The following is a 26,184-nucleotide window of genomic DNA, read 5'->3' as shown; positions in this document are numbered from 1 at the left end:
GTCACGAGAGTGACGCCCGGGCGTCATATTTTGCGCGCCAATCGAACGGGGTTCGGCATCGCATATGGGCGCACCGGTTTCAAAAGGCTGGAGTGGACGGCACGTGGCTGCGCAGGCAGCCCGCTGGTCCGCGCTTGCCGTCGAAGTCGCGCTGCTCGCGGTGATCGCTGCCTTTGCCGCACGCCTGGTCTGGCTCGTCGTCTACGGGGCGAGCGCGTCGAATCTGGACATTGCGCCTCCTGACCGGTCGCTGCCCGAAATCCGCCAGAGCGCCGACCTGTCGGCGCTGCAGTCCGGACGCCTGTTCGCCAGCCCGGACCGGCCGGCCGTCATGGCCGACGAGATCGCGCCGGAAACGGCGCTCGACCTGACCCTGTTCGGCGTGCGCCGCGGCCCTGATCCGCAAAGCGGCTCGGCCGTCATCCGCACCGGAAATATCGAGCAACGCAGCTACGCTGTGGGTGCGACGATCCTGGACGGGGTCACGCTGGAGGCGGTCTATCCCGACCGCGTCACCATCCGCCGCCGTGGCCTCGCGGAGTCACTCTATCTGCGCGAGGAAGCGCGGCGCAATTCCAGCCTGCCGGCCGCCAGCGTCAGCGACGACGGCAGCGCGGCGGCCGAGTTCTGGTCGGCGATCCAGATCGTGCCGGTGTTCCGGGACGGGGCGCTTGCCGGCTACCGCCTGACCGAGACCAGCCGCGCCGATCTGCTGTCGCGCACCGGGCTTCAGGCCGGTGACCTCATCACCGCCGTCAACGGCATACGCTTCGCGTCCGGTACCGATATCGGGCGCGTGATCAACGAGGTCGGCAGCGCCGACCGCCTCCGGCTCGAGGTCGAGCGCGGCGGATCAACCCAGACCATCGACGTGGAACCAAGATGACCCAGTCTGTTCTTCCCCGCTTCCTGATCGCCGCGCTGGCTGCGCTCTGCCTTATCGCCCCTGCCGCCACGGCACAGAGTGGCCAGGTGCTCAATTATCGTGATGCCGACATCCGTGCGGTGATCGACGACGTGTCGCTGGTGACCGGCTACACCTTCATCGTCGACCCGGCCGTGACCGGCATGGTGACGATCACCTCGCAGACACCGCTCAGCGAAGACGAGTTCTTCGCCGTCTTCCTATCGACCCTGCGGGTCAACGGCTTCACCGCCGTGCGGACCGCGCCGGGGACCTACCAGATCGTGCCCGACCAGGAAGCCGCCCGCGCCGGCGGTCCGGTGGGCGGAACGGCGAATGGCGACCAGTTCGTCACGGCTGTGATCCGGCTCAATCACGCGAGCGCGCGCGGCGCGGCCGGGGCGCTGCGGCCGATCATGAGTCCGCAGGGCATCGTCAATTCCGTCGACGGAACGAATATCATCGTGCTGGTCGACTATGCCGCCAATGTCGACCGGGCGCGCGGGGTCATTGCCGGGCTCGACCGCGACACCTCGGTCTATGAAGTCGTGACCCTCGCCAATGTCGGTGCCAACGACATGGCGCAGATCATCGAGGGGATGGGGGTTCGCGGCGGTTCGGGCGAAGACGGCATCTACGGCGTCACAGTCGTGCCGGTGCCGTCGTCGAACTCTGTGCTGCTGCGCGGCGACCGCGATGCGGTGGCGCGGATGCGCGAACTGGCGCAGCAGGTCGATGCGGTCTCGGTCTCGACCCAGGACTACCGCGTCGTGACGCTGAGCCATGCCGACGGCGCGACGCTGCTGCCGATCCTCGAAGGCATTTCCGCCCAGCTCTCGGGCGGCGAGGGAGCCCCGGCCTCGTCCATTTCCGTGGCCTTCCACGCCCAGACCAATTCGCTGATCATCAATGCGCCGCCCGACGCGCAGCGCCAGCTCGAGGCCGTGATCCGGCAGCTCGACGTGCGCCGTCCGCAAGTGCTGGTCGAAGCGATCATCGTGGAGATTTCCGACACAGCGGCGCGTGATCTCGGTGTGCAATTCCTGCTGTCGGGCGACACCGATGGTGATGCCCCCTTCCTGATGACGCGCTATCGCGGGGTCAATCCCGACCTCCTGGCGATCGCCGGGGCTCTGACCGTCGGCGAGAATGACGAGAGCAATCCGGCCAATCCGTCGCTGCGCGACCTGGCGCTCGCCTCGCTGCTCAATGCCGGCGGCATCACCGCCGGCTTCGCGGGCGAGGATGGCAGCGGCAATATTTTCGGCCTGATCCTCAACGCGCTGCAGGCGGACGTGAATTCGAACATCCTGTCGACGCCGTCCATCCTGACGCTCGACAACCAGGAAGCCTCGATCCTCGTCGGTCAGCAGATCCCGATCACGACCGGTGAAGTGCTCAGCTCGAACAACAACAATCCCTTCCGCACGATCGAACGGCAGGATGTCGGCGTGCAGCTGGAAGTCCGCCCGCTGATCAATGACGGTGACACGATCCAGCTCTTCATCCGCCAGGAAGTGTCGAGCGTGTTCGGTACGGTGTCGAACAATTCCGACGAGCTGATCACCAACCAGCGCGAGATCGAGACCACGGTGCTGGCCGACAATGGCGAGATCATCGTGCTCGGCGGCCTGATCCAGCGCGACGAACAGGAAAGCGTCAGCGGCGTGCCGGGCCTGTCGCGCCTTCCGGGCGTGGGCCGCCTGTTCCGCAGCGAGGGCCGATCGGCCAGCCGGACAAACCTGATGGTCTTCATCCGTCCGACGATCATCCGCAGCGCCGCCGACATGCGCGGTGCCACGGCGGAAAGCTATGCGCGGGTGCGGACCGGCGCGGCTGCAACCCCGCCGCAGATCAGCGAGCTCGAAGCCATCGCCGACATGATCGCCTCGGCTCCTGCGGGAAGCGCAGACCGGCCGCAGTGATGACCCTGCAGTCCGCCACCAGACCTGAGACCGGGCGGATCAGCTACGGCTATGCGCGCGACAAGGGTGTCGCGCTCATCCCGGGCGACCCGCCGGTCTTCGCGATCCGCCGCGGCGCCGATCCGTTCGCGCTGATCGAGGCGCGGCGGGCGGCGGGCTATCCCTTCCCGGTCCGGGAGATGGATGCGGCAGCCTTCGACAAGGCGCTGACCGAGATCTACGCCTATGAGGGGCTGAAGGATGACGGGCTCGGGAGCGAGAACGAAGCCGAAGACCTCAGCCGCATCATTGACGAGATTCCGAAGACCGAGGATCTGCTCGACGCGGCCTCCGACGCGCCGATCATCCGGCTGATCAACGGGCTGATCGCCGAAGCGATCCGCACAAATGCGTCCGACATCCATGTCGAGCCCTATGAGGGCCGGGTGGCGGTGCGCTACCGCATCGATGGCGTGCTGTCGGAAACGGCCTCGCTGTCGCCGCGCGTCGCCCCGGCGCTGGTCTCCCGCATCAAGGTGATGTCGCGGCTCGACATTGCCGAGAAGCGGGTGCCGCAGGACGGGCGCCTGACACTGTCGCTGGGCGGTCGCGCGGTCGATGTCCGTGTTGCGACGCTGCCGTCGCGCTTCGGCGAACGGGTGGTGTTGCGCCTGCTCGACAACGAACAGGCGCGCCTCGGGCTTGAGGATCTCGGCATGACCGGCCAGCAGCTGGCCGACCTGAAGAAGGCGCTGGCGCAGCCGAACGGGATCGTGCTGGTGACCGGACCCACGGGCGCGGGCAAGACGACGACGCTCTATGCCGGACTCAACCTGCTGAACGGGCCGGAACGCAACATTCTGACGGTCGAGGACCCCGTGGAATACGCGATTGCGGGTATCGGCCAGACGCAGGTGAACGCCAAGGTCGGCATGACCTTCGCTGCCGGGCTGCGCGCCATACTGCGCCAGGACCCGGACATCGTGATGGTCGGGGAAATCCGCGACGGTGAGACCGCGCAGATCGCGGTCCAGGCTTCGCTGACCGGACACCTCGTCCTGTCGACCGTGCACACCAATTCCGCGGTTGCCGCGATTACGCGGCTGAAGGACATGGGGGTGGAAACCTTCCTCCTGGGCTCCACCATCACCGCTATCGTGGCGCAGCGCCTTGTGCGGCGGCTTTGCCCACACTGCCGTGAGGCGCGGCCCGCGACCGCGGCCGAACTCGAGGCGATGGGTTGCCGGGCGGACGAGACAGTCACGCTGCATCACCCGCGCGGCTGCGGATCGTGCAAGGGGCTCGGCTATTCGGGGCGGGTCGGACTCTACGAGATCGTCACGGTCGACGAGACGTTGCGCGGCATGATCCACGACAATGCGCGTGAGCGCGAGATGGCCACTCACGCCTTCCGCAACCGGCAGACGCTGTTCCAGCACGGGCTCGACCAGGTGCGCGCCGGGGTGACGAGCCTCGAGGAAGTCCTGCGCGTCTGCCGCGAGGACGGAGAGCATCATGCCGGCCTTTGAGTATGAAGCGCTCGACGGGGCCGGAAAGAAGGCCAGAGGCTATCTGACCGCCGACAGCGAGGTCGCCGCGCGCCGCGAGCTGCGCCGCCGCCAACTGGCGCCGCTGAAGGTCGCGAAGGCGGCCGGCGATGTCGTGCGCAAGCCCGGCGAAGCCCGGTCGCGCAAGGCATTGTCGAAGCGCGAACTGATGCTGGTCACCCGTCAGCTGTCGAGCCTGATCGATGCCGGCATGCCGGTCGAGGAGTCGGTCGGCCTGGTCGCCGGACAGGTCGACGCCCAGGCGATGCGCCGCGTGCTCACCGATCTGCGGTCCCGTGTCATGGAAGGCGAGCGCCTGTCCGATGCGATGGCCGCCCATCCCGGCAGCTTCCCGCCGGTCTACCGGGCGATGGTCGCGGCGGGCGAGATGTCGGGCGGGCTCGGCGCGGTGCTGGACCGTCTGGCAGACTATCTCGAACAGGCCGATGCGGTGCGCCGCAAGCTGCAGGCGGCGCTGATCTATCCCGCCGCGCTCTCGGTGACGGCAATCACGGTCGTCGCGGTTCTGCTGATCTTCATCGTGCCGCGCCTCGCCGAACAGTTCGAGGGGACGGGCGTGACCCTGCCGGCGCTGACCCGTTTCCTCATTGGCTTGTCCGGTTTCCTGCAGGCGAGCTGGCCCTACCTGCTGGCCGGAATCGCGGTCATCGTCCTCGGTTCGATTCTGGCACTGCGCCGCCCGGCTGTCCGGGACGCGCGCGACCGGCTGGTCCTGCGCATGCCGGTCCTGGGTTCCACGATTCGCAAATCCGAAGCGGCACGGTTCGCGCGGACGATGGAAATTCTTCTGAAGTCCGGCGCGCTTCTGCCGGATGCACTCAAAGCCGCGCGGCGGACGGCGGGCAATGCCGCTTTTGCCGAACGGATCGCAAGGGTAGGCAAGGACGTCGAATCCGGGCGGGCGCTGTCCGATGCGCTCCGGTCGGGGGGCGGATTTCCGCCGATTCTCGTCTACATGGTCGCCGCAGGCGAACGCTCCGGCACGCTGGGTGACATGTTCGGCCGTGCCGCAGCGCAGACCGAGCAGGAACTCGATGGCGCGATGACCGTCTTCATGAATCTGCTCGAACCGATGATCATCGTCGTCATGGGCGTGGTGGTGACCGGCATCGTGTTGTCGATCCTGCTGCCCATTCTCCAACTCAACACGCTGGCCCTCGGATGATGGAGGCCCCTTTGAATACACGTCTTCCCGAACTCGAAGCCGATCGCCGCAAGGCGGGCTTCTCTCTCCTGGAACTCATGGTGGTGCTGGTCATCATCGGTCTCCTTGCGACCATCGTCGTGATCAACGTCCTGCCGAGCCAGGACCGCGCCATGGTGCAAAAGGCCCGCGCCGACATCGCGACGCTAGAACAGGCGGTCGAACTCTACCGGCTCGAACTGCTGACCTATCCCTCGACCGATCAGGGCCTCGAAGCGCTGATCGAGGCGCCGGCCGATCCGCGCCTCGCCGCGCGCTTCCGCGAAGGGGGCTATGTCCGCCGCCTGCCGAACGATCCGTGGGGCAATCCCTATCTCTACCTGCAGCCGGGCGAGCACGGGACGTATGACATCTACACGCTGGGGGCCGACGGGCGTCCGGGCGGCGAGGGGCAGGACGCCGATATCGGCAACTGGATGGAATGACGCGTTCTGGTGCCTCCACAAAGGCGGGCTATTCGCTCGTCGAGGTCATGGTCGTGCTGGCCGTGGTCGCGCTGCTCGCCGGAGCGGCGGCGCTCATGCTGCCGTCGGGCACGCCGGCGGCCCAGCGTGCGGCTGACCGGCTGGCGCTTGATCTGATGCGGGCGGAGCGTGCGGCGATCACCAGCGGCGACTTCATCGGCCTCACCGTGACCGGGGAGGGCTATGCCTTCACCCGCTTCGACGGCGCGACCTGGCAGGCCGGCGAGCCGGGCGGGCTGCGTCCGGTCCGGCTGGGCGAAGGCGTCCGCCTGCTGACCGAGGCCGACGGCATGCCGGCCTACTGGTTCGATCCGACCGGGGTGAATGACGCGGCGCGCTTCGTTTTCGACGATGGCGAGCGCCGGGTGGTTGTCGCTTTCACCGACGGCGTGGTGCGGATCGAGGGGGAGGGCGCATGACCACTCCGAAATCCGGCTTCTCGCTGATCGAATTGCTCGTCGCGCTGGCCGTGCTGTCGATTGCGGGACTGGCGCTGCTCAACGCGGTTCAGACCTCGACGCGGACGACATCGGTGCTGGAGTCGCGCGGTATCGCGCAGATCGCGGCGGACAACATTCTCAACGAGCGGCTCGCGCGATCCGGTGCGCTGGCCGAGGACAGCGGGACCTACGAGATCGCCGAGCGCGCCTATGACTGGACGCTCGAGATCGAGGCCACGACGGACGAGGCGCTGGCCCGGGTCACGCTGGTCCTGACCGATCTGGCCGATGGCCGCGAAGCCGCGCGGCTTGTCACCTTCACGAGGCGGCAATGACCGGGCGGTCGGGCTTTTCCCTCGCCGAGGTGCTGGTCGCGACCTTCGTGTTCGCGGTGACCGCCACCGTCTCGGTCGGGCTTCTGACCTCGTCGCTCGACGCGCGCGAGGCGAACGGCGCCAGGATCGGCGCGCTGGCCGAAGTCGACACGCTGCGCACGCTGTTGCGCGACGATGCCGGCCAGGTCGTTTTGCGACCGGTGCGGCAAGCCGATGGCCGGGTCAGCCCCGTGACCTTCGCCGGGTCAATCGACGGCGTGCCCGGCGCCGAGACCGAGCGCGGCGAGACGGTCATCCTGTCCCTGACGCGGCGCGGCTGGGCCAATCCCGGCGGAGTACAGGCGCGCAGTTCGCTGCAACGGGTCGACTATGTGCTGGCCGGGTCAAGGCTCGACCGCCGCGTGACGACCTATCCCGATGCCGCGCCCGCAACGCCGGTCTCAAGCCGTGCAGTGATCGGCGAGGGCGACGAGATTGCCATCGATTTCCTTTACGGCACGCAATGGATGCCGCGCGCCGAGGCGCGTCCCGGAGAAGCCGATCCGGTGATGCCGACGGCAATCCGCCTGCGTTACACGAATCCGGCGCTGGGTCGGCTGGAGCACATCGTGCGCCTGCCCGAGGAGGCGGCATGAGCGCGCTCGGCTCCAGACGCGGCACGGCGCTGATCAGCGCGCTGGCGGTGGTGGCGGCGATGTCCGCCGTCGCGGTCGAATTGACCGGCGATCTGCGCGTGTCGATCGCGCGCAGCGGCAACATGGCGGCGCGCGACACCGCCTACTGGTATGCCGAAGGCGCGCGCGGCTATGCCGAGGCGCTGATCTCGCGGCACCTGTCGCAGGACGACCGCGCCTTCCGGCCCGACGCACCCTGGCTTAACGGGCCGATCGTGTTTCCCGTGGAGGGCGGGCGGCTTGAGACCCGGCTGCGCGACGCCAACAACTGCTTCAATCTCAATGCGCTGGTGCAGCCCCAGGACGGGGAGGCCGAACGCCATGCGGGCGAACGCTTCCGCGGTCTGTTGACCGCGCTCGGCCTGCCGACGAGCGAGGCCGAGCGCATTGCGGCGCAGACCGCCGACTGGATCGACGCCGACGCCAGCCCGCGCGCCGGAGGGGCGGAAGACAGCTCCTATATGAGTGCAGCGTCGCCCTACCGCGCTGCCAACACGGCGATGGTCGAGGTCGAGGAGATGCGTGCGCTGGCGGCGATGACGCCGGACTTGTTCGCGGTGATCGCGCCGCATGTCTGCGCCTTGCCCGATCCGGTCCTGCTGCCGCTGAATCTCAACACGCTGCGGCTTCAGGACGCGGCGCAGCTGGCCGGCCTGTTTGAAGGGCGTCTGTCGCTGTCACAGGCCGAGACGGTGCTTCTGCGCCGGCCATCGGGTGGCTATGGGGACATCAGCGCGTTCTGGAATGATCCGGTGATCGCCGCGCTGGGCGCGCCGGGGTCGGCCCTGTCGCGCGTGACCACGACGTCGAGCTGGTTCGAGGTCCGGGTCGATGTGATCCTGGCCGAGGGCCGTTTCTCGCTGAACGAGACGGTCGAGGCCGGACCACGCCAGATCCGCCGCATCAGTCAGCGCTTCGGGAGTTTGCCGGGATGAGCCGGGATCTGATCATTCGCCTGCCGCGGCCCGGCGGGGCGCGCGTGCCCTGGTCGGTGATCGACCGGCACAGCGGCGAGACCGTCGCGTCCGGCCTCATGGTCGGCGATCGTCCGCCGCTTGAGGGCGTCACGCGCGCCCTCTATCTCGCCCCGTCGAGCGATCTGATGTCGCGTACGCTGACCTTGCCGGCCAAGCGGGACGGCGAGGCGCGCCAGGCCGCACCCTTCGCGATCGAGGACGAGCTGGCCGGTCCGCTGGACGACACCGAGATCGCCGTGGGGCCGCGCCGGCCGGACGGTTCGCGGATCGTCCATGCCGCCGACCGAGGCCTGATCGAACGCTGGCGGCGGATTGCCGCGGCGATCGATGTCCGCCCGGCCTGGCTGTTGCCCGAGGCGATGGCGCTGGAGGCAGAGGCCGGAGATCTGGTGCTCGCGGACGAGGACAATGACGTCGTCTTCGTGAACCGCACCGGGACAGGGCCCGCCTTCGGTCGGATCGAGGCCGAGCCCTCGGCGCTGCTGTTTCCGGCCCTGTTCTCGCGTCTCAGGCCCGGCACGGTCGCGATCACGCCGCGTATCCGCCTGCCCGGCCTGCCGGCAGGCGAGACGCCGAAGACCATCCATGCCTTGCCAGCCATCGATTTCGCGGTGGCGGCGAGCCGCCTTCCCGATACGGATCTCAGATTTCTGCCGGCCCTGCTCGGTCACCGGCATTCCGCCGCGACCGACTGGACCGGGCTGGCAGCACCCTATCGCCGGGCGGGCGTGCTGGCGCTGACGGCGATGGTGCTCTTCCTCGGCTTCAACCTGGGTGAGGGATTCTACCTGCGCTCCCAGGCGGCGTCGCTCGACGCGCGCGCCGAAGCGGCGTTCCGCAACGCCTTCCCGGACGTCACACGGGTGGTCAATCTCGACGCCCAGCTGCGCCAGCGTCTGGCCAGCGTGTCGGGCGGAAGCGGTTCGGATTTTCTGCGCCTTTTCGCCGGCTTCGCCTCGCTGATCGAGGGCGACGATGCCTTCGCGGTCGAGGCGCTGCGTTATGACAGCGCGTCAGCTGCGCTCAGCGTCAGCGCGACCTATCCCGACTTTGCGAGTTTCGAGGCGCTGCGCGACCGGGCGATCGAGGCGGGGCTGATCGTCGAGGACCAGGGCGCGCGCCAGGACGGTCTGTCCGTGCGCGGTGAATTCAGGGTGAGGCTGGCTCGATGAACCGGATACTGAAACCCGTGGCCGACTACTGGGCCGGCCGCACGCCGCGCGAAAGGCTGCTGGTCGCGGGGCTGGGCATTCTGCTTGCCGCGGCATCCTTCTGGTATGGGCTGATCGCTCCGCTGAGCACCTGGCATGACGAGAGCCGGGATATCTATACCGCTTCCGTCGAGCGCTATCGCAGCGTCGAGGCCGGGATAGCCCGCTACAGGTCGGCGAACGCCGGGGCGGACGCTCTGCTTGGCGGCGACCAGCCGGTGCGCACGATTGCCAGCGAACGCGCGCTGCAGCACGGCGTGACGATCGCGCGTGTCCTGCCGGGTGAGGATGGCCGGCTCAATCTGTGGATCGATCAGGCCGAAAGCCGCGCGCTGATCGACTGGCTCGCCGATCTCGACCGGCAATACGGGATCGCCGCAACCCGGATCACGGTCGAGCGCGAGGAAGGCGGCTTCGTTTCCGCGCAGATGATCCTGGAGCGCGTCTCGTGATGTCCCGCACTGCGCTTGCCTTCGTCTTCATCGTGTTCCTGCTCGCGGCGCTCGCCGTGTTCATGCCGCTCAGGGCCATCTCCGCCGCGACCGGGGTCGGGCGCGACGCGGCTGTCTTCGGGTCGGTGTGGAACGGTCATGTCCAGGGTCTGACGGCCGGGCCGCACCGGCTGTCTTCTGCCGAACTCGCTCTGCGGCCGTCCGGTCTGCTGCAGGGGCAGGCGGTGTTTGACTGGACCGTCGAGGACCCGGCACTTCGCGGCAGCGGCCGGGCCGCCGCCGGGTTTGATTCCTACCGGCTCACCGATGTCCGGCTGACCCTGTCCCCTGCCGCCTTCGTGCGCCTGCCGGCCGGGCTGGTGACGCCGCAGGATGCGGCCAGCATCATCGCCGAGCGCGTGGTGTGGCGCGGCGGGGCGTGTGCCGAGGCTGCGGGCAGCGTGCGCAGCGATGCGCTCTATGCGCTCGGTCAGCGGCTCGGCGCGGACCTGCCCGCGCTGGATGGTGTGCTGGCCTGCCGGGACGGGGATCTGGTGATCCTGCTGTCGGGCGATGCCGAGGATGCGTCGGTCAGTGCCGACATCACGCTGGATGGTCCGGCGGTCCGCGTTTCGGCCCGGGTCGAAACGCAATCCCCGGACGTTGCCGCCGTGCTGCAGGCAAATGGCTTCACTCTGAGCGACGGGGTCTGGACGCTGACCCTTCCGGGAGGGTGAAGTGCGGCGGCGGATCGTTTCCGCACTGTTGATCACCGGCCTTCTGGCCCTTTCCGCCTGCGCGGCAACCCTCCGCCCGCAATCGCGGACGGCCTATGTCAGCCTGCCGTCGCAGGGCAGCGCCGAACGCGGCCTGCCGGCGCAGGACCTGCCGCCGGGCGATTGCGGCGTCTTCCTGTTTACCCGCGAGGCCAGTCCAGTCTTCGTGCTGTTTGATCACCTCGATGCCGGCCTGATCCGGTTGTGGTTCGAGGACGAGATCCGGCACATCACGACCGATCCGCGCCGCGATCCTCCGGGACGGGCCACCGAATATCTGCGCCGTGTCATGATTGACGGTCAGCCAATCCTGTTCAGCGGCGAGATGGAGGCCCCGGACGGATCGGGGGCCGCGATTCCCGCTGCGGTGATGCGCCGTACACTGAGCAATGGCTCCGAGGCCGTCGTGCCGCTGTCGGGCGTGTGGCTGTGCCAGCCGGCACAAAACTGACTCCGATCCAAGCTTGTCACGAAACTGTTGCGCGGCTAGGCGAGAAACCCGAAACGGGCAAACGGGCCAGGATGGACATGACGGACACCGCGCCGGCACTGGAAATTCGCGACGTGACAAAGTCCTACGGGGCGATGCGCGCGATCGAGAACGTCGATCTGACGGTGAGAAAGGGCGAGATGGTCGCCCTGATCGGACCTTCAGGATCGGGTAAATCGACGCTATTGCGTTGTGCAACCGGCCTGGTCATCGCCGACAACGTCTCCGGACCGATCAGCATTTTCGGCGACAAGGTGCAGGAGGGCGGCAAGCTGTCGGCCAGGGTGCGCCGTGCCCGGTCGCGCGTTGGCTTCATCTTCCAGCAATTCAATCTCGTACGCCGGATCAGCCTGTACAAGAATGTGCTTCTCGGTGCGCTGGGGCGCATGCCGACGCTGAAGGGCGCGATGGGCAATTTCTCCACCGAGGATCGCCGCAAGGCGATGGAGGCGCTGGAACGCGTCGGGGTGAAGGAGCATGCCGGCAAGCGCGCGTCCGACCTGTCCGGCGGCCAGCAGCAGCGCGGCGCGATCGCGCGCGCCATGGTGCAGGGTGCCGAGGCGATCTTCGCCGACGAACCGATCGCCTCGCTCGATCCGGTGTCGGCGCGGCGCGTCATGCGCCTGTTGCGCGACCTCAACCAGGAAGACGGCATCACCATCGTGGTGACGCTGCACCAGGTCGATTACGCGATGAAATATTGTGACCGGGCGGTCGCGCTGAAGGCGGGCCGGGTGGTCTATGACGGTCCGATCGGCGGGCTCGGCCGCGACCGTCTCATCGAAATCTATGGCGACGAATACCGCGACGTGATCGACGAGGAAGGCGTGCCGGCATGATGACCCGTTTCCTCACCGCACTTGTGGCGCTCGTCACCTTCGCCGGCCTTGCCGCCGCGCAGGACGAGCGCGAGACCATCGTGTTCGGCGTGGTGGCGACCGAACAGTCGGAAAATGTCCTGCATCTGTGGGAGCCTTTCGTCGAGGACATGGCCCGCGACACCGGCTTCAATATCGAGCTGCGCTCTGCGACCGACTATGCCGGCGTGATCGAGGCGATGCGCGCCGACCAGGTGCAGGTCGCCTGGCTGACCAATGCGTCGGGGCTCGAGGCGTCGCGCCGCGCCGATGCCGAAGTGTTCGCCAAATTCATCTATCCTGACGGCCAGCTCGGCTATCGCTCGATCATCATCGTGCCGGAAAACAGCCCGCTGCAGAATGTCGAAGACCTGCTGGTGTGCGACGGCAGCATCAATTTCGGACTTGGCGATCCCTTGTCGACCTCCGGCACGCTGGTGCCGCAGGCCTATATCTTCGCCGATCGCGGCATCGATCCGCAGACCTGTTTCAACCAGGTGACCAGCGCCAGCCACGAGCAGAATCTGCTCGCCGTGGCGAATGGCCAGCTCGATGCGGCGACGAACAACACGACGAATATCGACCGGCTGGAACGCGCGCGCCCTGACGTGCTGGAACGGGTGCGGATCATCTGGCGCTCGCCGCTGATCCAGACCGACCCGATCATGTGGCGCACCGATCTGTCGCCGGAAGCCAAGGCGACGATCCAGGAATTCTTCCTGACCTATGGCTGGCGCGGCGATGCCGAGCAGCGTGCGCACGAGCAGGCGGTTCTGCGCGAGCTGGAAATGGGCGGCTTCCTGCCCGCGACCAATGAGCACTTCCTGCCGATCATGCGGCTGGAGCTGACCCGCGATCTGGCGGAAGCGCGCTCCGATCCCGACCTGACCGAAGACGAGCGCGCCGAGCGTGTTGCCGCGATCGAGGCGGAGATGGCGGAACTGGCCGAGCGCGAGCATCTGGTCGCGGCCCGTGACCTGTCCGCCGACATCGCGATGGCCCGCCGCGAGATGGTCGCCAATCCCGATGGCCCGCAGGATCAGGTCACCAATCTGGTGACGACCTATCTGCAGGATTCACCGCGACCCGAGGGGCGCGCCGCGCAGATCAACCGCCGCCCGGAAACCAGCCAGCTCAGCCGGATGCTGATCGGTCTGATCGTCGGCCTGATCGTGGCTGTCGGCATCTTCATGACGTCCAGGCCGCCGAAATTCTCGCCGGCCCGCCTGCCGTCCGACCGGATCATCGATGCGGCGATCTGGGGCGGTCTCGTCGGTCTCCTGGTCTGGAGCTTCTGGCCCGCAGAAGTGTTCAAGCTGCCGCTGCTGGCGGAGAATGCCGACCGGATGGGCGAGTATGTCGCCGGGTTCGCCCGGCCCGATTTCTCCGAAGCCGGAAACTATCTGCGCCAGATCGTTGTGACGGTTCAGATCGCGCTGTGGGGCACATTCTTCGCGGTGATCCTGGCGATCCCGCTGGGCCTGCTCGGCGCGTCGAACATCGCCCCGTTCTGGATCCGCCGCCCGGTGCGCTGGGTGATGGACGGCCTCCGGGCGATCAACGAACTCGTGGTCGCGGCCGTGTTCGTGGCGGCCGTGGGTCTTGGCCCGTTCGCCGGCGTGCTGGCGCTGGCCTTCCACACGGCGGGCGTGCTCGGCAAGCTGTTCTCCGAAGCCGTCGAGGCGATCGAGGACGGCCCGGTCGAAGGCGTGCGCGCCACCGGGGCCGGACCGCTGAACGAGGTGACCTGGGCGGTGATCCCGCAGGTCATTCCGCTGTGGGCGTCCTATGCGCTCTACCGCTTCGAGTCGAATACGCGTTCGGCGACTATTCTGGGCCTGATCGGCGCGGGCGGTATCGGCCAGGTTCTGTACGAGAACATCCGCAGCTTCGAATACGGCAAGACCGCCGTGGTGATCGGCATGATCATCATCGCGGTGACGCTGGTCGACATGATGTCCCAGGTGCTGCGCAAGCGCCTGATGTAGTCCGCACGCGGAGCGCTTCGCTGTCACAGAACTGACAGCGAAGCTTCACACTTCACAAAAGCTTCGCCGAACTGTCATTGAACCGAACAGGAAGCGTCATACCTCCGCGCCCGGAATGTCGCGGAAGCTTTGCGTGATTGTCACACTTGGCCTGCGGCGTTCCTGACCGGACGCCCCATGACCCGCCAGCTTGCCTGCCTTGCCGCCCTTCTGTCCGTCTCCGCCGCGCCAGCCCTGGCGCAGGATGACAGCGGCTTCGAGATCGGGCTGCGCGGACGGCTGTTCCTCGACATTGCCCGGATCGACGAGAATTTCACCGGCCTCAACGACGACTACAGCGACAGCCAGGTGCGCACCGCGCGCATCGGCGTCGAAGGCCGCTGGCGCGACTGGTCCTATGTCGCCGAGGCGGACTTCGCGGGCGATTCCGTGGTTCTGAAGGACGTGTTCGCGCAATGGACGAACAACGGCTTCGCCGTGCGCTTCGGGCATTTCAAGACACCGAACTCGATCGAGCAAATCACCTCCTCGCGCTACACAACCTTCATGGAACGCGCCCAGCCGGTCGACGCCTTTCGTTATGGCCGCCGTGTCGGCGTGACGTTCGCGCGCAGCGGCACGAACTACTCGCTGACCGGAGGTGTGTTTGGCGGCAGTCTCGGCGACGATTCGACCGGCTTTCACATGTCCGATTCGATGACCGTGGCCGGTCGCGCGACGTTCCTGCCGGTGCAGAGCGAAGACCGGTTGGTGCACCTTGGCGTCCATGCCCGCTATTATGACGAAGGCGATGACGGCAGCGAATCCCTGCGCCAGCGGGCCCGTCCCGGCGTGCGGATGGCCGACCGCTATGTCGTGGCGAATCCGGCCGGCGAGACCGCGACCCTGCTCGGCGTCGAGGCGGCCTGGATCGAAGGACCCTTCCACGCCCTCGTCGAGGCGGCTGTGGAAGACGCCGAAGGCAGCGAGGCGGTGAATTCCGCCGCGCTGACCGCGGGGTGGTTCATCACCGGCGAGCAGCGTGCCTACCGCGCCTCGACCGGTGAATTCCGCCGCACCGCACCGGCGCGTCCGGTCACCGAAGGCGGCACGGGCGCATGGGAGCTGGCCTTCCGCGCCGACCGTTTCGATGCCGGTGCCGACGGTACGCAGACCGCGATCGGCCTGGCGCTGAATTGGTATCCGGCCGAGACCGTGCGCGTCATGGTCAATGCGATTCACGCCGAGGCCGACGGCGCCGGTGCACGTTTCGGCGAGGGCGAGATGAACGCCATCCAGGCCCGTTTCCAGATCGACTGGTAATAAAAAATTCACACGCAAGACGCCCTCGGCATGACTATGCCGGGGGCGGAAATCGCCCGGAATACGGGCTGACGAAGGAGTAGAGACATGATCCGCATCGCTTCGGTTTCGCTGACCGTGCTGGCGCTCGCCGCCTGCTCGCCTGCAGAGAACACCGCCGCCCCCGCGGGCGGAATCGAACCCGCCGCCAACACGGGCGCCGCGGCCACGCCGGGCGCCGTGGAGCGTCCGATCCGCATCGTCGGGTCGTCGACCGTCTTCCCGTTCACCACGGCCGTCGCCGAATCCTTCGGCGCGCGCACCCAGTTCGCGACGCCGGTCGTGGAATCGACCGGTACGGGCGGCGGCATGCGCCTGTTCTGCCAGGGTGTGGGCGGCGAGAATGCCGACATCACCGGCGCCTCGCGGCGCATGACGGCCAGCGAGTTCGAGATGTGCCAGGCCAATGGCGTAACCGACATCGTCGAGCTGCCGATCGGCTATGACGGCATCGTCATCGCAAACGTGAATACCGGTCCGGAACTCGACCTCAATCGCGGTCAGTTGTGGCGCGCGCTCGCGGCGCAAGTCCCGGCCGAGGACTGCACGATGATCGACAATCCGAACCGCAACTGGTCGGACATCGACCCGTCCCTGCCGGACCTGCGCATCGAGGTGTTCGGCCCGCCGCCGACCTCCGGCACACGCGACGCCTTCGTCGAGCTCGGCCTCGAGGCCGGCGCAGAAGAAGTGCACGCGGAAACCGGCTGCGAGATCCCGGAGATGGCGATGGCCCGCGTCCGCGAGGACGGCGCCTGGATCGATGCCGGCGAGAACGACAACGCCATCGTCCAGACGCTGGCGAATACGCCGTCGGCCTATGGCGTGTTCGGCTATTCCTTCCTGGCGCAGAATTCCGACCGCCTGCAGGCGGCGCGCGTGGAAGGCCAGGACGCGACGTTCGACGCCATCTCGTCGGGCGACTATCCGATTTCCCGCTCGCTCTTTGTCTATGTGAAGCGCCAGCATGTCGGCCTCGTGCCGGGCATCGAGGCCTTCCTCGCCGAGTTCACGTCGGACGATGCGTGGGGTGAGTATGGCTATCTCGCCGACCGCGGCCTGATACCGCTGCATGAAGGCGAACGCCGTGATGTGGCGGACCGTGCCGCCAATTTGCGGGTCATGGACGGCGCACCGGAGTAGGTTTTCGGACCATTCAGGTCCAGGGCTCCCGCGAAAGCGGGAGTCCGAGGTCAAGTGCCAGCTTCGGATCCCCGATTTCTCGGGGATCCCAGACCATTGAAATTGCCAAATGCGCTGGGGCTCCCGCGAAAGCGGGAGTCCGAAACTGGGTACGACATTCGGGTTCCCATTTTCATGGGAACCCCATGGATGTTTGAAGTAAGCTGACTGCATGCCGGCCTACTTCTACATGATGGCATCGCGGCCAGACGGCGTGCTCTATTGCGGGTCGTGCAACAACATCGCCCAGCGGGTCCAACAGCATCGATCCCGCAAGGGATCTGTGTTCGTTTCACGCTTCAACGTGTTCAGGCTGGTTTATCTTGAGCGGTTCGACACAACCGCTGAGGCAATCCTGCGCGAAAAGCGCATCAAGAAATGGAATCGAGCCTGGAAGGTCGAGCTGATCGAAACGGCCAATCCAGAATGGGATGATCTGTCTTCGCGTCTCAATGACATACTTCCATTTGACTGAGACACTTGGAGCGCTTCGAAAGCGCTGCCGACCTCGGATTGCCGATTTCTCGGGGATCCCAGACCATAGAAATTGACAAGTACGCCGGGGCTCCCGCGAAAGCGGGAGTCCGAAGCCTGGTGCCACATTCGGGTTCCCATTTTCATGGGAACCCCGGGGAAATTGGTTGCCGTCCTGCCACGGGCCTCCCGCGAAAGCGGGAATCCGAAGCAAGGTGCCAAAATTCGGGTCCCCGATTTCTCGGGGACCCCATGGCTTCGCGATGTTCAAGCCGATCTAAAACAGCGGTTTGCGTTCCGGGCGGCCGAGGCGGCGGATGCGGCGCCAGATCTTGCGGCGTTCCGGCTTGGGCTGCGGCTTGAGATTCTTCACGAACTCCTCAGCGCAGGACCGCCAGGAGAAGCCCTCCGCGTATTCGCGGCAGCGCTCACGCGAACATTTCAGCGCTTCGAGGCAGGCTTCGCGCAGATCCTCGCTGACCGCGCCGGCACCGGAACCGGGGATCAGGTCCTTCGGACCCGGGGCGGGGAAGGCGGCAACCGGCGTGCCGGTGGCCATGGATTCCAGGATCACCAGGCCGAAGGTGTCGGTCAGACTGGGGAAGACGAAGACGTCGGCGTCGGCGAAATGGCGGGCGAGCTCGTCGCCATACATGCCGCCGAGGAATTTCACCTCGGGGTATTTCTTTTTCAGCTCCTCAAGCTGCGGGCCGGGGCCGATCACGACCTTGGTGCCGGGCAGATCCACCTTCAGGAAGGACTCGATATTCTTCTCGACCGCGACGCGGCCGACATAGAGGAAGACCGGGCCTTCGATGTCCTTGAACACACCGCCGTCGATGCCGCGCTTGGACGGGTGGAAAAGCTCGGTGTCCACACCGCGCGCCCAGGGCGTGATGTTCTTGAAGCCGCGTTTTTCCAGATCCTCGCGCATCGAGGGCGTCGCGACCATCAGCCGCCCGCCGGCGTCGTGGAACCAGCGCATGAAGGAATAGCCGGCCTTCAGCGGGATGAAGGGGAAGCGCGCGGTCACGTATTCCGGAAACTTCGTGTGGTAGCTGGTCGTGAAGGGCAGCTTCCACTTGATACACACGGCGCGGGCGGCCATGCCGAGCGTGCCTTCGGTGGCGATGTGGATCGCCTCGGGCTCGAACGCCTTGAAGCGCTCCTCGATCTGCTTGCGCGCGCCAAGCGCCAGCTGGATTTCCGGATAGGTCGGCAGCGGCATGGTGCGGAAGCCGAGACCGGGGTGAATCACCTCGATCTCATGACCCATGGCCAGGCATTCCTCGGTGACGCGCGTCAGCGTGCGCACGACGCCATTGACCTGCGGCTCCCAGGCGTCGGTCACCAGCATGATGCGCTGGGGGCGATCGTCGGCCTCGGATTCGGGTGCCGCGGATTGCGGGGACTCGGCGGGGGCGGAAGGCGTGTTCGTCTCTGTCATGGCGCTTTCCTAGACCATTCGCGGCGCTTGGCGAAGAGGGGCGGGCGGTAGAGATGTTCTTGACTCGGCAAAGCCTCGCGGGCTCAACTTAGGCCTGCGTTGGGGGGAGGGATATTTCGTGTGGCATTATGTTCACGACGGCATGACCGTCGGACCCGTCGACAATGCCCGGATCTCTGCCCTTATCGCCGACGGCACCATCACCCGCGAGACGCTGGTCTGGCGTAGCGGGATGACCGGCTGGACCAAGGCCGGTGAGACGCAACTGTCCGAACAATTCAGCGCTGCCGAGGCAGGCGAGCGTGTTCCGCCCGTTCGGGTGCAGAACGACGGATTCGAGGGCTTTCCCCGTCCGCTGCGCGGTCTGCTGCGCTGGGTCAGAGGGTTTCTCTATTTCTATATCGCGCTGACCATCGCCTCGTTCGCGGTCGACCTGATCCTGATCGACTTCCTGTCGAATCTGGGTCCTGACCCGTCCCGATCACCCGATGCCGATCTCGCCGACCTGGAACGCTATCAGTCGCTGCTTGGCTGGCTGACCATCCTCGTTTTCGTCATGCTCTATGTGACCGGTTTCACCGTGATGCGGTGGATGTTCCGCGCCATGAAGAATATCTGGTCGGTCGGCGGACAGACCGGCATGTCGCCAACCATGGCGGTCGTCTGGTGGTTCATACCTTTCGCGTCGCTGTGGATGCCGCTGCTGGCGATGCGCCGGATCTGGCGGGGCAGTTTCAGTCCGGAAAACCCGTCCACGGTGACTGTGCCGTCGACACTCGGGTGGTGGTGGTTTTTCTGGATCGGAGGGGCGGCCGTTTCGGTCGTGGGTGAGCTCTTCATCCAGTATTCGGGCGTCTACGACCTGCCATTGTTCTTCAGCTGGCAGGCGTTCGTGGATGGCGTCGAAATCGAGCAATACCGAACCGGTCAGATATTTATCGCGGCCTATCTCGTGATCGATCTGATCACCGCCGTCTTGCTGCTGCGCATCCTGCGCCAGGTCAGCCGCCGGCAAGATGAATCACTGGGGGTGTCGGCCTGAAGGTCGCGCCGGTGTGATTGTGCGGTGCAGCGCAGAAACCCCGGTCCGGCACAGCCAATAACCGTCGATTTTCACGGCTTGAATGACTATGGATCGCCCCGACGCAGACCCCTTGTGACGGAGCCTCATCCATGTCGTCATCCGAACCGCGCCGCATTGTCGACTGGGACGCCATCGATGCGGTGAAGTTCCGCAACGAGACCGAAGCGGCCCGGGGGCTGATCGAGCGTATCGCGCTCGACGCCGGCGCGCAGGCCGCAATCCGCGACACGGCGATCGACCTGGTTCAGCGCGCGCGCAGGATGACGCTGACGCGCGGGCTGATGGAGAGCTTCCTTCAGGAGTTCGGCCTGTCGAACAAGGAAGGCTTGGCGCTGATGTGCCTGGCCGAAGCGCTCTTGCGCGTGCCGGACGCGGAGACCGCCGACCGGCTGATCGCGGAGAAGATCTCGTCCGGGAAATGGAACGAGCATATCGGGCGGTCGGAAAACTGGCTGGTCAATGCCTCGACCCTCGGCCTGATGCTGACCGGGCAGCTGGTCGATGTCGACAGCGAGGCGCGCGCCGAGCCGGGTGTGTATTTCCGCAATCTGACCCAGCGCATGGGCGAGCCGGTGATCCGCGCGGCGGTGATGCAGGCGATGCGGATCCTCGGCGAGCAATTCGTGCTCGGCCGCACGATCGAGGCGGCGCTGAAGCGCGGCCACAAGCGTGCCGGCGCGCTGCATTCCTTCGACATGCTGGGCGAGGGGGCACGGACCGCGAAGGACGCGGCGCGCTATCACAAGCGCTACATGGACGCGATCGCCGCGGTCGGCAAGGCGCGCGGCGAAGGGCCGATCGAAAGCGTGGACGGCGTGTCGGTGAAGCTGTCGGCGCTGCATCCGCGCTATCTGGCGGTGAAGGAATCGCGCGTCTTCGACGAACTCTACCCGATGGTGCTGGAGCAGTGCGAAGCCGCGGCGAAAGCCAATATCGGCCTCTGCCTCGACGCCGAGGAAAGTGACCGTCTCGTCATTTCGCTGAAGCTGCTGGAGCGGCTGGCGCAGGAGAAGTCGCTGAAGGACTGGCAGGGGCTGGGCCTTGCCATCCAGGGCTATCAGAAGCGCTGCGAGAAGGTGATCGAGGGCCTGATCGCGCTGGGCCGCGCCACCGGGCGGCGTTTCCTCGTGCGGCTGGTGAAGGGCGCCTACTGGGACAGCGAGGTGAAGTGGGCGCAGCAGAATGGCTGGCCGGACTTTCCGGTCTGGACGACCAAGCCGGCGACCGATCTCAACTATCTGGCCTGCGCGCGCACGATGCTGGGCGCGCCCGACGCCATCTATTCGCAATTCGCGACGCACAATGCGCATTCGCTCTCGGCGATCCGCGCACTGGCGGCGGAAGCCGGCGTGGACCGATACGAATTCCAGCGCCTGCACGGCATGGGCGAGCCGCTCTACGACGCGGCGCACGACGCCTTCGGTGCCTTCCCGGTGCGCATCTATGCGCCGGTCGGCAGCCATGAGGATTTGCTGCCCTATCTGGTACGCCGCCTGCTGGAGAATGGTGCAAACACGTCTTTCGTGCATTCCTTCCTCGACGAGACCGTGCCCGCCGAGGACGTGGCGCGCGGCCCGTTCGAGGGCGCCGATTCGATCGACCGTCACCCCTTCATCCCGTCGCCGCCGAAACTCTACGGCTCGCGCCGGACCAATTCGGCGGGCACCGATCTCAGCCAGGTGCCGGTGCGCGCGCGCATCGCGAAAGCCCTCGCCGAGTTCGACAAGGCGCGCCCGATCAAGGCCAGCGCGATCATCAATGGCAAGGAGATGGGCGGCAAGGCCGAGGACGTGACCTCTCCCGCCGACCGCAGCCGCACCGTCGGCACCATCGCCGAGGCCAGCGCGGAAGCGATCGACAGCGCCTTCACCATCGCCGCGAAGGCGCAGGGCGACTGGGACCGGCGCGGCGGCATGGAACGCGGCGCGATCCTGCGCGACATGGCCGATGCGCTGGAGGGCGAGACCGACCGCCTGCTGGCGCTGATGGCGCGCGAGGCCGGCAAGACCCTGCCTGACGGCATCGCCGAGGTGCGCGAGGCGGTCGACTTCCTGCGCTATTACGCGGCCGAGGCGGAGCAGAAATTCGCCGCGCCGGACCGTCTGCCGGGACCGGCGGGTGAGACCAATCATCTCGGTCTCAAGGGCCGCGGCACGATCGTGTGCATCAGCCCGTGGAATTTCCCGCTGGCGATCTTCACCGGCCAGGTCTCCGCCGCGCTGGCGGCGGGCAATACCGTGCTGGCCAAGCCGGCCGAACAGACGCCGCTGATCGCGTTCGAGGCGGTGAAGATCTTCCTCAAGGCCGGGCTGCCCAAAGAGGTGCTGCACCTGCTCCCCGGCCGCGGCGAGACGGTCGGGGCGGCGCTGACGAAGGACGAGCGCACCGACGGCGTCGTCTTCACCGGTTCGACCGAGGTCGCCAAGCTGATCAACCGGACGCTGGCCCAGCGCGACGGACCGATCGCGCCGCTGATCGCGGAGACCGGCGGGCTCAACGGCATGTTCGTCGATACGTCGGCGCTGAAGGAGCAGGTGATCGACGATGCGGTGATGTCGGCCTTCGGGTCGGCGGGGCAGCGTTGTTCGGCGCTGCGCATCATCTTCCTGCCAGAGGACACCGCCGACAGCTTCATCGACGGGCTGAAGGGCGCGATGGACGAGCTGGCGCTCGGCGATCCGTCCGATCCCTTTACCGATGTCGGCCCGGTGATCGATACGGAGGCGCTGTCGCTGCTCGAACGCCACATGGCGCGTATGGGCAAGGAAGCGAAGGTTCTCAAACAGATCGAGACCGGATCGCTCGCCAGCCGGGGCAGCTATTTCGGCCCGGCGCTGGTGGAGCTGCCGTCGCTCGACCTGATCGACCGCGAAGTGTTCGGCCCGGTGCTTCACGTCTACCGCTACAAGCGCAAGCATCTGGCGGAGATCGCCGGCCAGCTGGCGAAGAAGGGCTATGGCCTGACGCTGGGGGTCCATTCGCGTCTTGGCGGATTCCACGATTCGGTGATCCGGGCGGTGCCGGCCGGCAATGTCTATGTGAACCGGAACATGATCGGCGCGGTCGTCGGGGTGCAGCCTTTCGGTGGAGAGGGATTGTCCGGGACCGGACCAAAGGCGGGCGGACCGCATTACCTGGCGCGCCTCGCCGCGGAAAGGACGATCACGGTCAATATCTCGGCCCAGGGCGGCGACCCCGAATTGCTGAATCTGTAGGGGAATGGCGCGGGATTTTTTCGCGCATCAGGCGTGCTGAAAAACCCCTAACAAATATCACTAGCCAGAGCAGGCGATTAGGAATTCGTTAACCAAAAAATCGCGTTTCGACCCTTCGGGGGCGTTGACCCTGCCTTTGACCTTGATCACTATATGTTGGGTCGGCTCACGGGGCCGGACACACTATCAAGGGCTTTGAACAGGTTCGCAGCGCGAGGCCGTGCCTCCGCGTACAGGTAAACTGCGCGCCGCGAATACCGGGGGAGTAACGTCATGACGCCTTACGATTCCGCTACGATTGTGGCACGAAAGGGATCGATGTCGGACGCGGAAAGCATCCAGCGCGGGAAACCGAAGGCGCACCATCTGCGCATCGTCGAATCGGTGAAGACCGATCCGTCGCGCGACGCGTTGCTGACCGATTTCGGCAAGAAGACGCTGACCGACCGTTATCTCCTGCCGGGCGAATCCTATCAGGACATGTTCGCGCGTGTGGCGAATGCCTATGCCGACAATCCCGAGCACGCCCAGCGCCTCTACGACTACATGTCGCGCCTGTGGTTCATGCCGGCGACGCCCGTCCTGTCGAATGGCGGCGCGACGCGCGGCCTGCCGATTTCCTGCTTCCTCAACTCGGTCGATGACAGCCTCGACGGCATTGTCGGCACGTGGAACGAGAATGTCTGGCTGGCTTCGAATGGCGGCGGCATCGGCACCTATTGGGGCCATGTCCGCTCGATCGGCGAAAAGGTCGGCCAGAACGGTCAGACCAGCGGCATCATCCCCTTCATCCGGGTGATGGACTCGCTGACGCTGGCGATCAGCCAGGGGTCGCTGCGCCGCGGATCAGCTGCGGTCTATCTCGACATCCACCACCCGGAAATCGAGGAATTCCTCGAAATCCGCAAGCCTTCGGGCGATTTCAACCGCAAGAGCCTGAACCTGCATCACGGCATCAACATCACCGACGACTTCATGGAAGCGGTGCGCGATGATCAGGATTACGAGCTGCGCTCGCCGCGCTCGGGCGAGGTCGTGCGCTCGGTCAATGCGCGCAAGCTGTGGCAGAAGATCCTGGAAATCCGCCTGCAGACCGGCGAGCCCTACATCCTGTTCACCGACACGGTGAACAAGGCGCTCCCCGCGCACCAGCGCAAGCTGGGCCTGAAAGTGCGCCAGTCGAATCTGTGCTCGGAAATCACCCTGCCGACCGGTCTCGACCACAATGGCAAGGAACGCACGGCGGTGTGCTGCCTGTCCTCGCTCAATGCGGAAAAATTCCTCGAGTGGAAGGACGACAAGCAATTCATCGAGGACGTGATGCGCTTCCTCGATAACGTGCTGCAGGACTTCATCGACCGCGCTCCGCCGGAGATGGACCGTTCGGTCTATTCCGCGCTGCAGGAGCGCTCGGTCGGTCTCGGCCTGATGGGTTTCCACTCCTTCCTCCAGGCCCAGGGCGCACCGTTCGAGAGCGCGCTGGCGAAGTCCTGGAACATGAAGATGTTCAAGCATATCCGGCAGGCCGCCGATGCCGCGTCGGTGACGCTGGCCGAAGAGAAGGGCGCGTGCCCGGATGCCGAACGGGCCGGGGTGAAGGCGCGCTTCTCGCACAAGCTGGCCGTCGCGCCGACCGCCTCGATCTCGATCATCTGCGGCGGCACGTCCGCCGGCATCGAGCCGATCCCGGCAAATTATTATGTGCACAAGACCCTGTCCGGCTCATTCCCGGTGAAGAATCCGCAGCTTGAAGCGCTGCTGGAGGAAAAGGGACAGAACACGGCGACCACCTGGGCGTCGATCCTCGAACACGAGGGTTCGGTCCAGCACCTCGCCTGTCTCAGCGATCACGAGAAGGCGCTGTTCAAGACCGCGTTCGAGATCGACCAGCGCTGGGTGATCGAACTGGCGGCCGACCGCACGCCCTTCATCTGCCAGTCGCAGTCGCTCAACATCTTCCTGCCGGGCGATATCGATAAGTGGGACCTGCACATGCTGCACTGGACGGCGTGGGAGCGGGGCATGAAGTCGCTCTACTACTGCCGCTCGAAATCCGTGCAGCGGGTCGGTTTCGCCAATGGCACCAAGTCGGACGCCGTGACCTCGATGGAGGCGGCCGCGAAGACCGACTATGACGAGTGTCTCGCCTGCCAATAGGCGGACAAGCCCTTGAATTCACGAAGGCTGGGCCACAGCGCCCGGCCTTTTCGTTTGCGGGTGCGTCTCTTGGGGTAACCCGGTCTTTACCGCACTGGCGAAATCCGGGCGGCCTTAACCCTTTTTCGCGCGAGGGGCGAGACGAAGCATGCTATAAGGTGCTTCGCGGCCGTTACGGGGAGACGGGTGCCTTGATGGACCGGGTTTCGAATATCGCGTGTCTTGCCAGTGGGATGGTGGCGTTTGCCGCCGTGTCTCCGGCTGTCGCCCAGTCGGGCGACTGGGACGCGCTTGAATCGGTCCGCGCTCCCCTGTTGCAGGAACGCCCCGGCACGCTCTCGCGCGAAGCCGCGGATGTCGCGGCATCCGCGCTCTCGGTGCGATCGGGCCTTCCCGGCAGTGTCACGGCGTTCAGCGGGACCGGGATTTCCTCGACGCCGCTTGGCGAGACCGGCGCGATCGAGGTGCGGGTCTACGATCCTTACGAAGCGACAATCGCCAACATCATGTTCTCCGCCGACGTGCTCGCCGACCGCGCCCTTGTCCATACCGGCGAAGCGGCCCGGTCGAGCGTCTCGGTCGACTATGTCATGGCGTATGATACCGCTGGCGGCGATGGCCAGCTCGATTTCGGCATCCGGCCGCGCGCCGGGGTCAGTTTCGGTCCGGACGGCACCGCCGCCGGGGCCGGTGCGGAAGTCCGCCTCGGCCGGTATCTCGATGACGCCGATGGCGAACGCCCGTCCTGGTATGTCTTCGCCGGGGCCGAGCGCAGCGCGCTGCTCTACGATCCGAGCGCCGGTTTCAACATGCGCGACGCGATGTCGCTGCAGCCCTATGCCGTGGTCGGTGACGCCCAGGCCGGGGTGGCGATGCGCTTCGGCAGTGCCGATCTGTCGCTCGCCTATGTCCGCCGGGAACGCGAATTCACGGCCGGCACGGAAGAATTCGACGCACACGAGGATTTCGCGGCGGTGTCGATCAGCCGGCGCTGGTAGGCCGGACGTTTTCCACGGAACCTGACTCGGCCGGTTGAAAACCGCGTTTTCACCTGACACCAC

At 66.3% G+C, this 26,184-nt stretch carries 23 protein-coding genes; 22 read left to right on the top strand and 1 reads right to left on the bottom strand.

Annotated features, from left to right (window positions below):
• The first annotated feature begins 103 nt into the window (after positions 1-103).
• From ACFOOR_RS04450 to ACFOOR_RS04365, 18 genes are all read left to right on the top strand, one after another.
• Positions 104-886, top strand: coding sequence for a type II secretion system protein N (locus ACFOOR_RS04450; RefSeq protein ID WP_343165025.1), 783 nt, complete (start codon positions 104-106; stop codon positions 884-886).
• Positions 883-2,829 carry a type II secretion system secretin GspD gene (gene gspD / locus ACFOOR_RS04445; protein WP_343165026.1) on the top strand — a complete coding sequence of 649 codons (1,947 nt, stop codon included), beginning with the start codon at positions 883-885 and terminating at the stop codon, positions 2,827-2,829. Before ACFOOR_RS04450 ends, gspD begins: the two co-directional genes overlap by 4 nt.
• A complete protein-coding gene (gspE, locus tag ACFOOR_RS04440; protein WP_343165027.1) occupies positions 2,829-4,337 on the top strand; it encodes a type II secretion system ATPase GspE in 1,509 nt (502 codons plus the stop codon). The genes gspD and gspE overlap by 1 nt, the downstream gene beginning before the upstream one ends.
• The gene (gspF, locus tag ACFOOR_RS04435; protein ID WP_343165028.1) at positions 4,324-5,541 is read left to right on the top strand and encodes a type II secretion system inner membrane protein GspF; all 1,218 of its coding nucleotides are present in this window, start codon (positions 4,324-4,326) and stop codon (positions 5,539-5,541) included. The genes gspE and gspF overlap by 14 nt, the downstream gene beginning before the upstream one ends.
• Complete coding sequence (gspG, locus tag ACFOOR_RS04430; RefSeq protein ID WP_380213872.1) at positions 5,538-6,005, top strand: type II secretion system major pseudopilin GspG; 468 nt, start codon at positions 5,538-5,540, stop codon at positions 6,003-6,005. The genes gspF and gspG overlap by 4 nt, the downstream gene beginning before the upstream one ends.
• Positions 6,002-6,463 (top strand): GspH/FimT family pseudopilin, encoded by a 462-nt coding sequence (locus ACFOOR_RS04425; protein ID WP_343165030.1) that lies wholly within the window; start codon positions 6,002-6,004, stop codon positions 6,461-6,463. Before gspG ends, ACFOOR_RS04425 begins: the two co-directional genes overlap by 4 nt.
• Positions 6,460-6,819 carry a type II secretion system minor pseudopilin GspI gene (gene gspI, locus ACFOOR_RS04420; RefSeq protein WP_343165031.1) on the top strand — a complete coding sequence of 120 codons (360 nt, stop codon included), beginning with the start codon at positions 6,460-6,462 and terminating at the stop codon, positions 6,817-6,819. Before ACFOOR_RS04425 ends, gspI begins: the two co-directional genes overlap by 4 nt.
• Entirely contained in the window at positions 6,816-7,454 is a 639-nt protein-coding gene (gene gspJ, locus ACFOOR_RS04415; protein ID WP_343165032.1) for a type II secretion system minor pseudopilin GspJ, read from the top strand. The genes gspI and gspJ overlap by 4 nt, the downstream gene beginning before the upstream one ends.
• Positions 7,451-8,428 carry a type II secretion system minor pseudopilin GspK gene (gene gspK, locus ACFOOR_RS04410; protein ID WP_343165033.1) on the top strand — a complete coding sequence of 326 codons (978 nt, stop codon included), beginning with the start codon at positions 7,451-7,453 and terminating at the stop codon, positions 8,426-8,428. Before gspJ ends, gspK begins: the two co-directional genes overlap by 4 nt.
• Positions 8,425-9,642: a type II secretion system protein GspL gene (gene gspL / locus ACFOOR_RS04405; RefSeq protein WP_343165034.1), complete on the top strand. Its 1,218-nt coding sequence runs from the start codon at positions 8,425-8,427 to the stop codon at positions 9,640-9,642. Before gspK ends, gspL begins: the two co-directional genes overlap by 4 nt.
• The gene (locus ACFOOR_RS04400) at positions 9,639-10,133 is read left to right on the top strand and encodes a type II secretion system protein M (RefSeq protein WP_343165035.1); all 495 of its coding nucleotides are present in this window, start codon (positions 9,639-9,641) and stop codon (positions 10,131-10,133) included. Before gspL ends, ACFOOR_RS04400 begins: the two co-directional genes overlap by 4 nt.
• Positions 10,133-10,849, top strand: coding sequence for a type II secretion system protein N (gspN, locus tag ACFOOR_RS04395; RefSeq protein WP_343165036.1), 717 nt, complete (start codon positions 10,133-10,135; stop codon positions 10,847-10,849). The genes ACFOOR_RS04400 and gspN overlap by 1 nt, the downstream gene beginning before the upstream one ends.
• A 1-nt stretch (position 10,850) precedes the next feature.
• Positions 10,851-11,339, top strand: coding sequence for a hypothetical protein (locus ACFOOR_RS04390; protein ID WP_343165037.1), 489 nt, complete (start codon positions 10,851-10,853; stop codon positions 11,337-11,339).
• Between the two features lie 77 nt (positions 11,340-11,416).
• On the top strand, positions 11,417-12,217 hold the full coding sequence (gene phnC / locus ACFOOR_RS04385; RefSeq protein WP_343165038.1) for a phosphonate ABC transporter ATP-binding protein: 801 nt from the start codon (positions 11,417-11,419) through the stop codon (positions 12,215-12,217).
• On the top strand, positions 12,214-14,223 hold the full coding sequence (phnE, locus tag ACFOOR_RS04380; RefSeq protein WP_343165039.1) for a phosphonate ABC transporter, permease protein PhnE: 2,010 nt from the start codon (positions 12,214-12,216) through the stop codon (positions 14,221-14,223). Before phnC ends, phnE begins: the two co-directional genes overlap by 4 nt.
• A gap of 177 nt (positions 14,224-14,400) precedes the next feature.
• Positions 14,401-15,525: an OprO/OprP family phosphate-selective porin gene (locus ACFOOR_RS04375; RefSeq protein WP_343165040.1), complete on the top strand. Its 1,125-nt coding sequence runs from the start codon at positions 14,401-14,403 to the stop codon at positions 15,523-15,525.
• An 87-nt stretch (positions 15,526-15,612) separates the two neighbouring features.
• Complete coding sequence (locus ACFOOR_RS04370) at positions 15,613-16,707, top strand: substrate-binding domain-containing protein (protein WP_343165041.1); 1,095 nt, start codon at positions 15,613-15,615, stop codon at positions 16,705-16,707.
• 211 nt (positions 16,708-16,918) lie between these two features.
• The gene (locus tag ACFOOR_RS04365) at positions 16,919-17,221 is read left to right on the top strand and encodes a GIY-YIG nuclease family protein (RefSeq protein WP_343165042.1); all 303 of its coding nucleotides are present in this window, start codon (positions 16,919-16,921) and stop codon (positions 17,219-17,221) included.
• Positions 17,222-17,497: 276 nt separating this feature from the next.
• On the opposite strand, the gene ACFOOR_RS04360 is transcribed toward ACFOOR_RS04365, so the two are convergent.
• Positions 17,498-18,577: a glycosyltransferase family 4 protein gene (locus ACFOOR_RS04360; protein ID WP_343165104.1), complete on the bottom strand. Its 1,080-nt coding sequence runs from the start codon at positions 18,575-18,577 to the stop codon at positions 17,498-17,500.
• Between the two features lie 208 nt (positions 18,578-18,785).
• On the opposite strand from ACFOOR_RS04360, the gene ACFOOR_RS04355 reads away from it, so the two are divergent.
• From ACFOOR_RS04355 to ACFOOR_RS04340, 4 genes are all read left to right on the top strand, one after another.
• On the top strand, positions 18,786-19,709 hold the full coding sequence (locus ACFOOR_RS04355; protein WP_343165043.1) for a DUF4328 domain-containing protein: 924 nt from the start codon (positions 18,786-18,788) through the stop codon (positions 19,707-19,709).
• A gap of 131 nt (positions 19,710-19,840) precedes the next feature.
• Positions 19,841-22,966 carry a bifunctional proline dehydrogenase/L-glutamate gamma-semialdehyde dehydrogenase PutA gene (gene putA / locus ACFOOR_RS04350; protein WP_343165044.1) on the top strand — a complete coding sequence of 1,042 codons (3,126 nt, stop codon included), beginning with the start codon at positions 19,841-19,843 and terminating at the stop codon, positions 22,964-22,966.
• A gap of 273 nt (positions 22,967-23,239) precedes the next feature.
• Positions 23,240-25,123, top strand: a complete 1,884-nt coding sequence (locus ACFOOR_RS04345) for a ribonucleoside-diphosphate reductase subunit alpha (RefSeq protein WP_380213865.1) — start codon at positions 23,240-23,242, stop codon at positions 25,121-25,123.
• Positions 25,124-25,317: 194 nt separating this feature from the next.
• Positions 25,318-26,121 (top strand): lipid A-modifier LpxR family protein, encoded by an 804-nt coding sequence (locus ACFOOR_RS04340; RefSeq protein ID WP_343165106.1) that lies wholly within the window; start codon positions 25,318-25,320, stop codon positions 26,119-26,121.
• Positions 26,122-26,184: the final 63 nt, after the last annotated feature.

Origin of the sequence: Hyphobacterium vulgare (genome assembly GCF_042643335.1) — a bacterium.
In the GTDB taxonomy this organism is placed as follows: domain Bacteria; phylum Pseudomonadota; class Alphaproteobacteria; order Caulobacterales; family Maricaulaceae; genus Hyphobacterium; species Hyphobacterium vulgare.
This window is presented reverse-complemented; position numbering and strand designations above follow the sequence as displayed.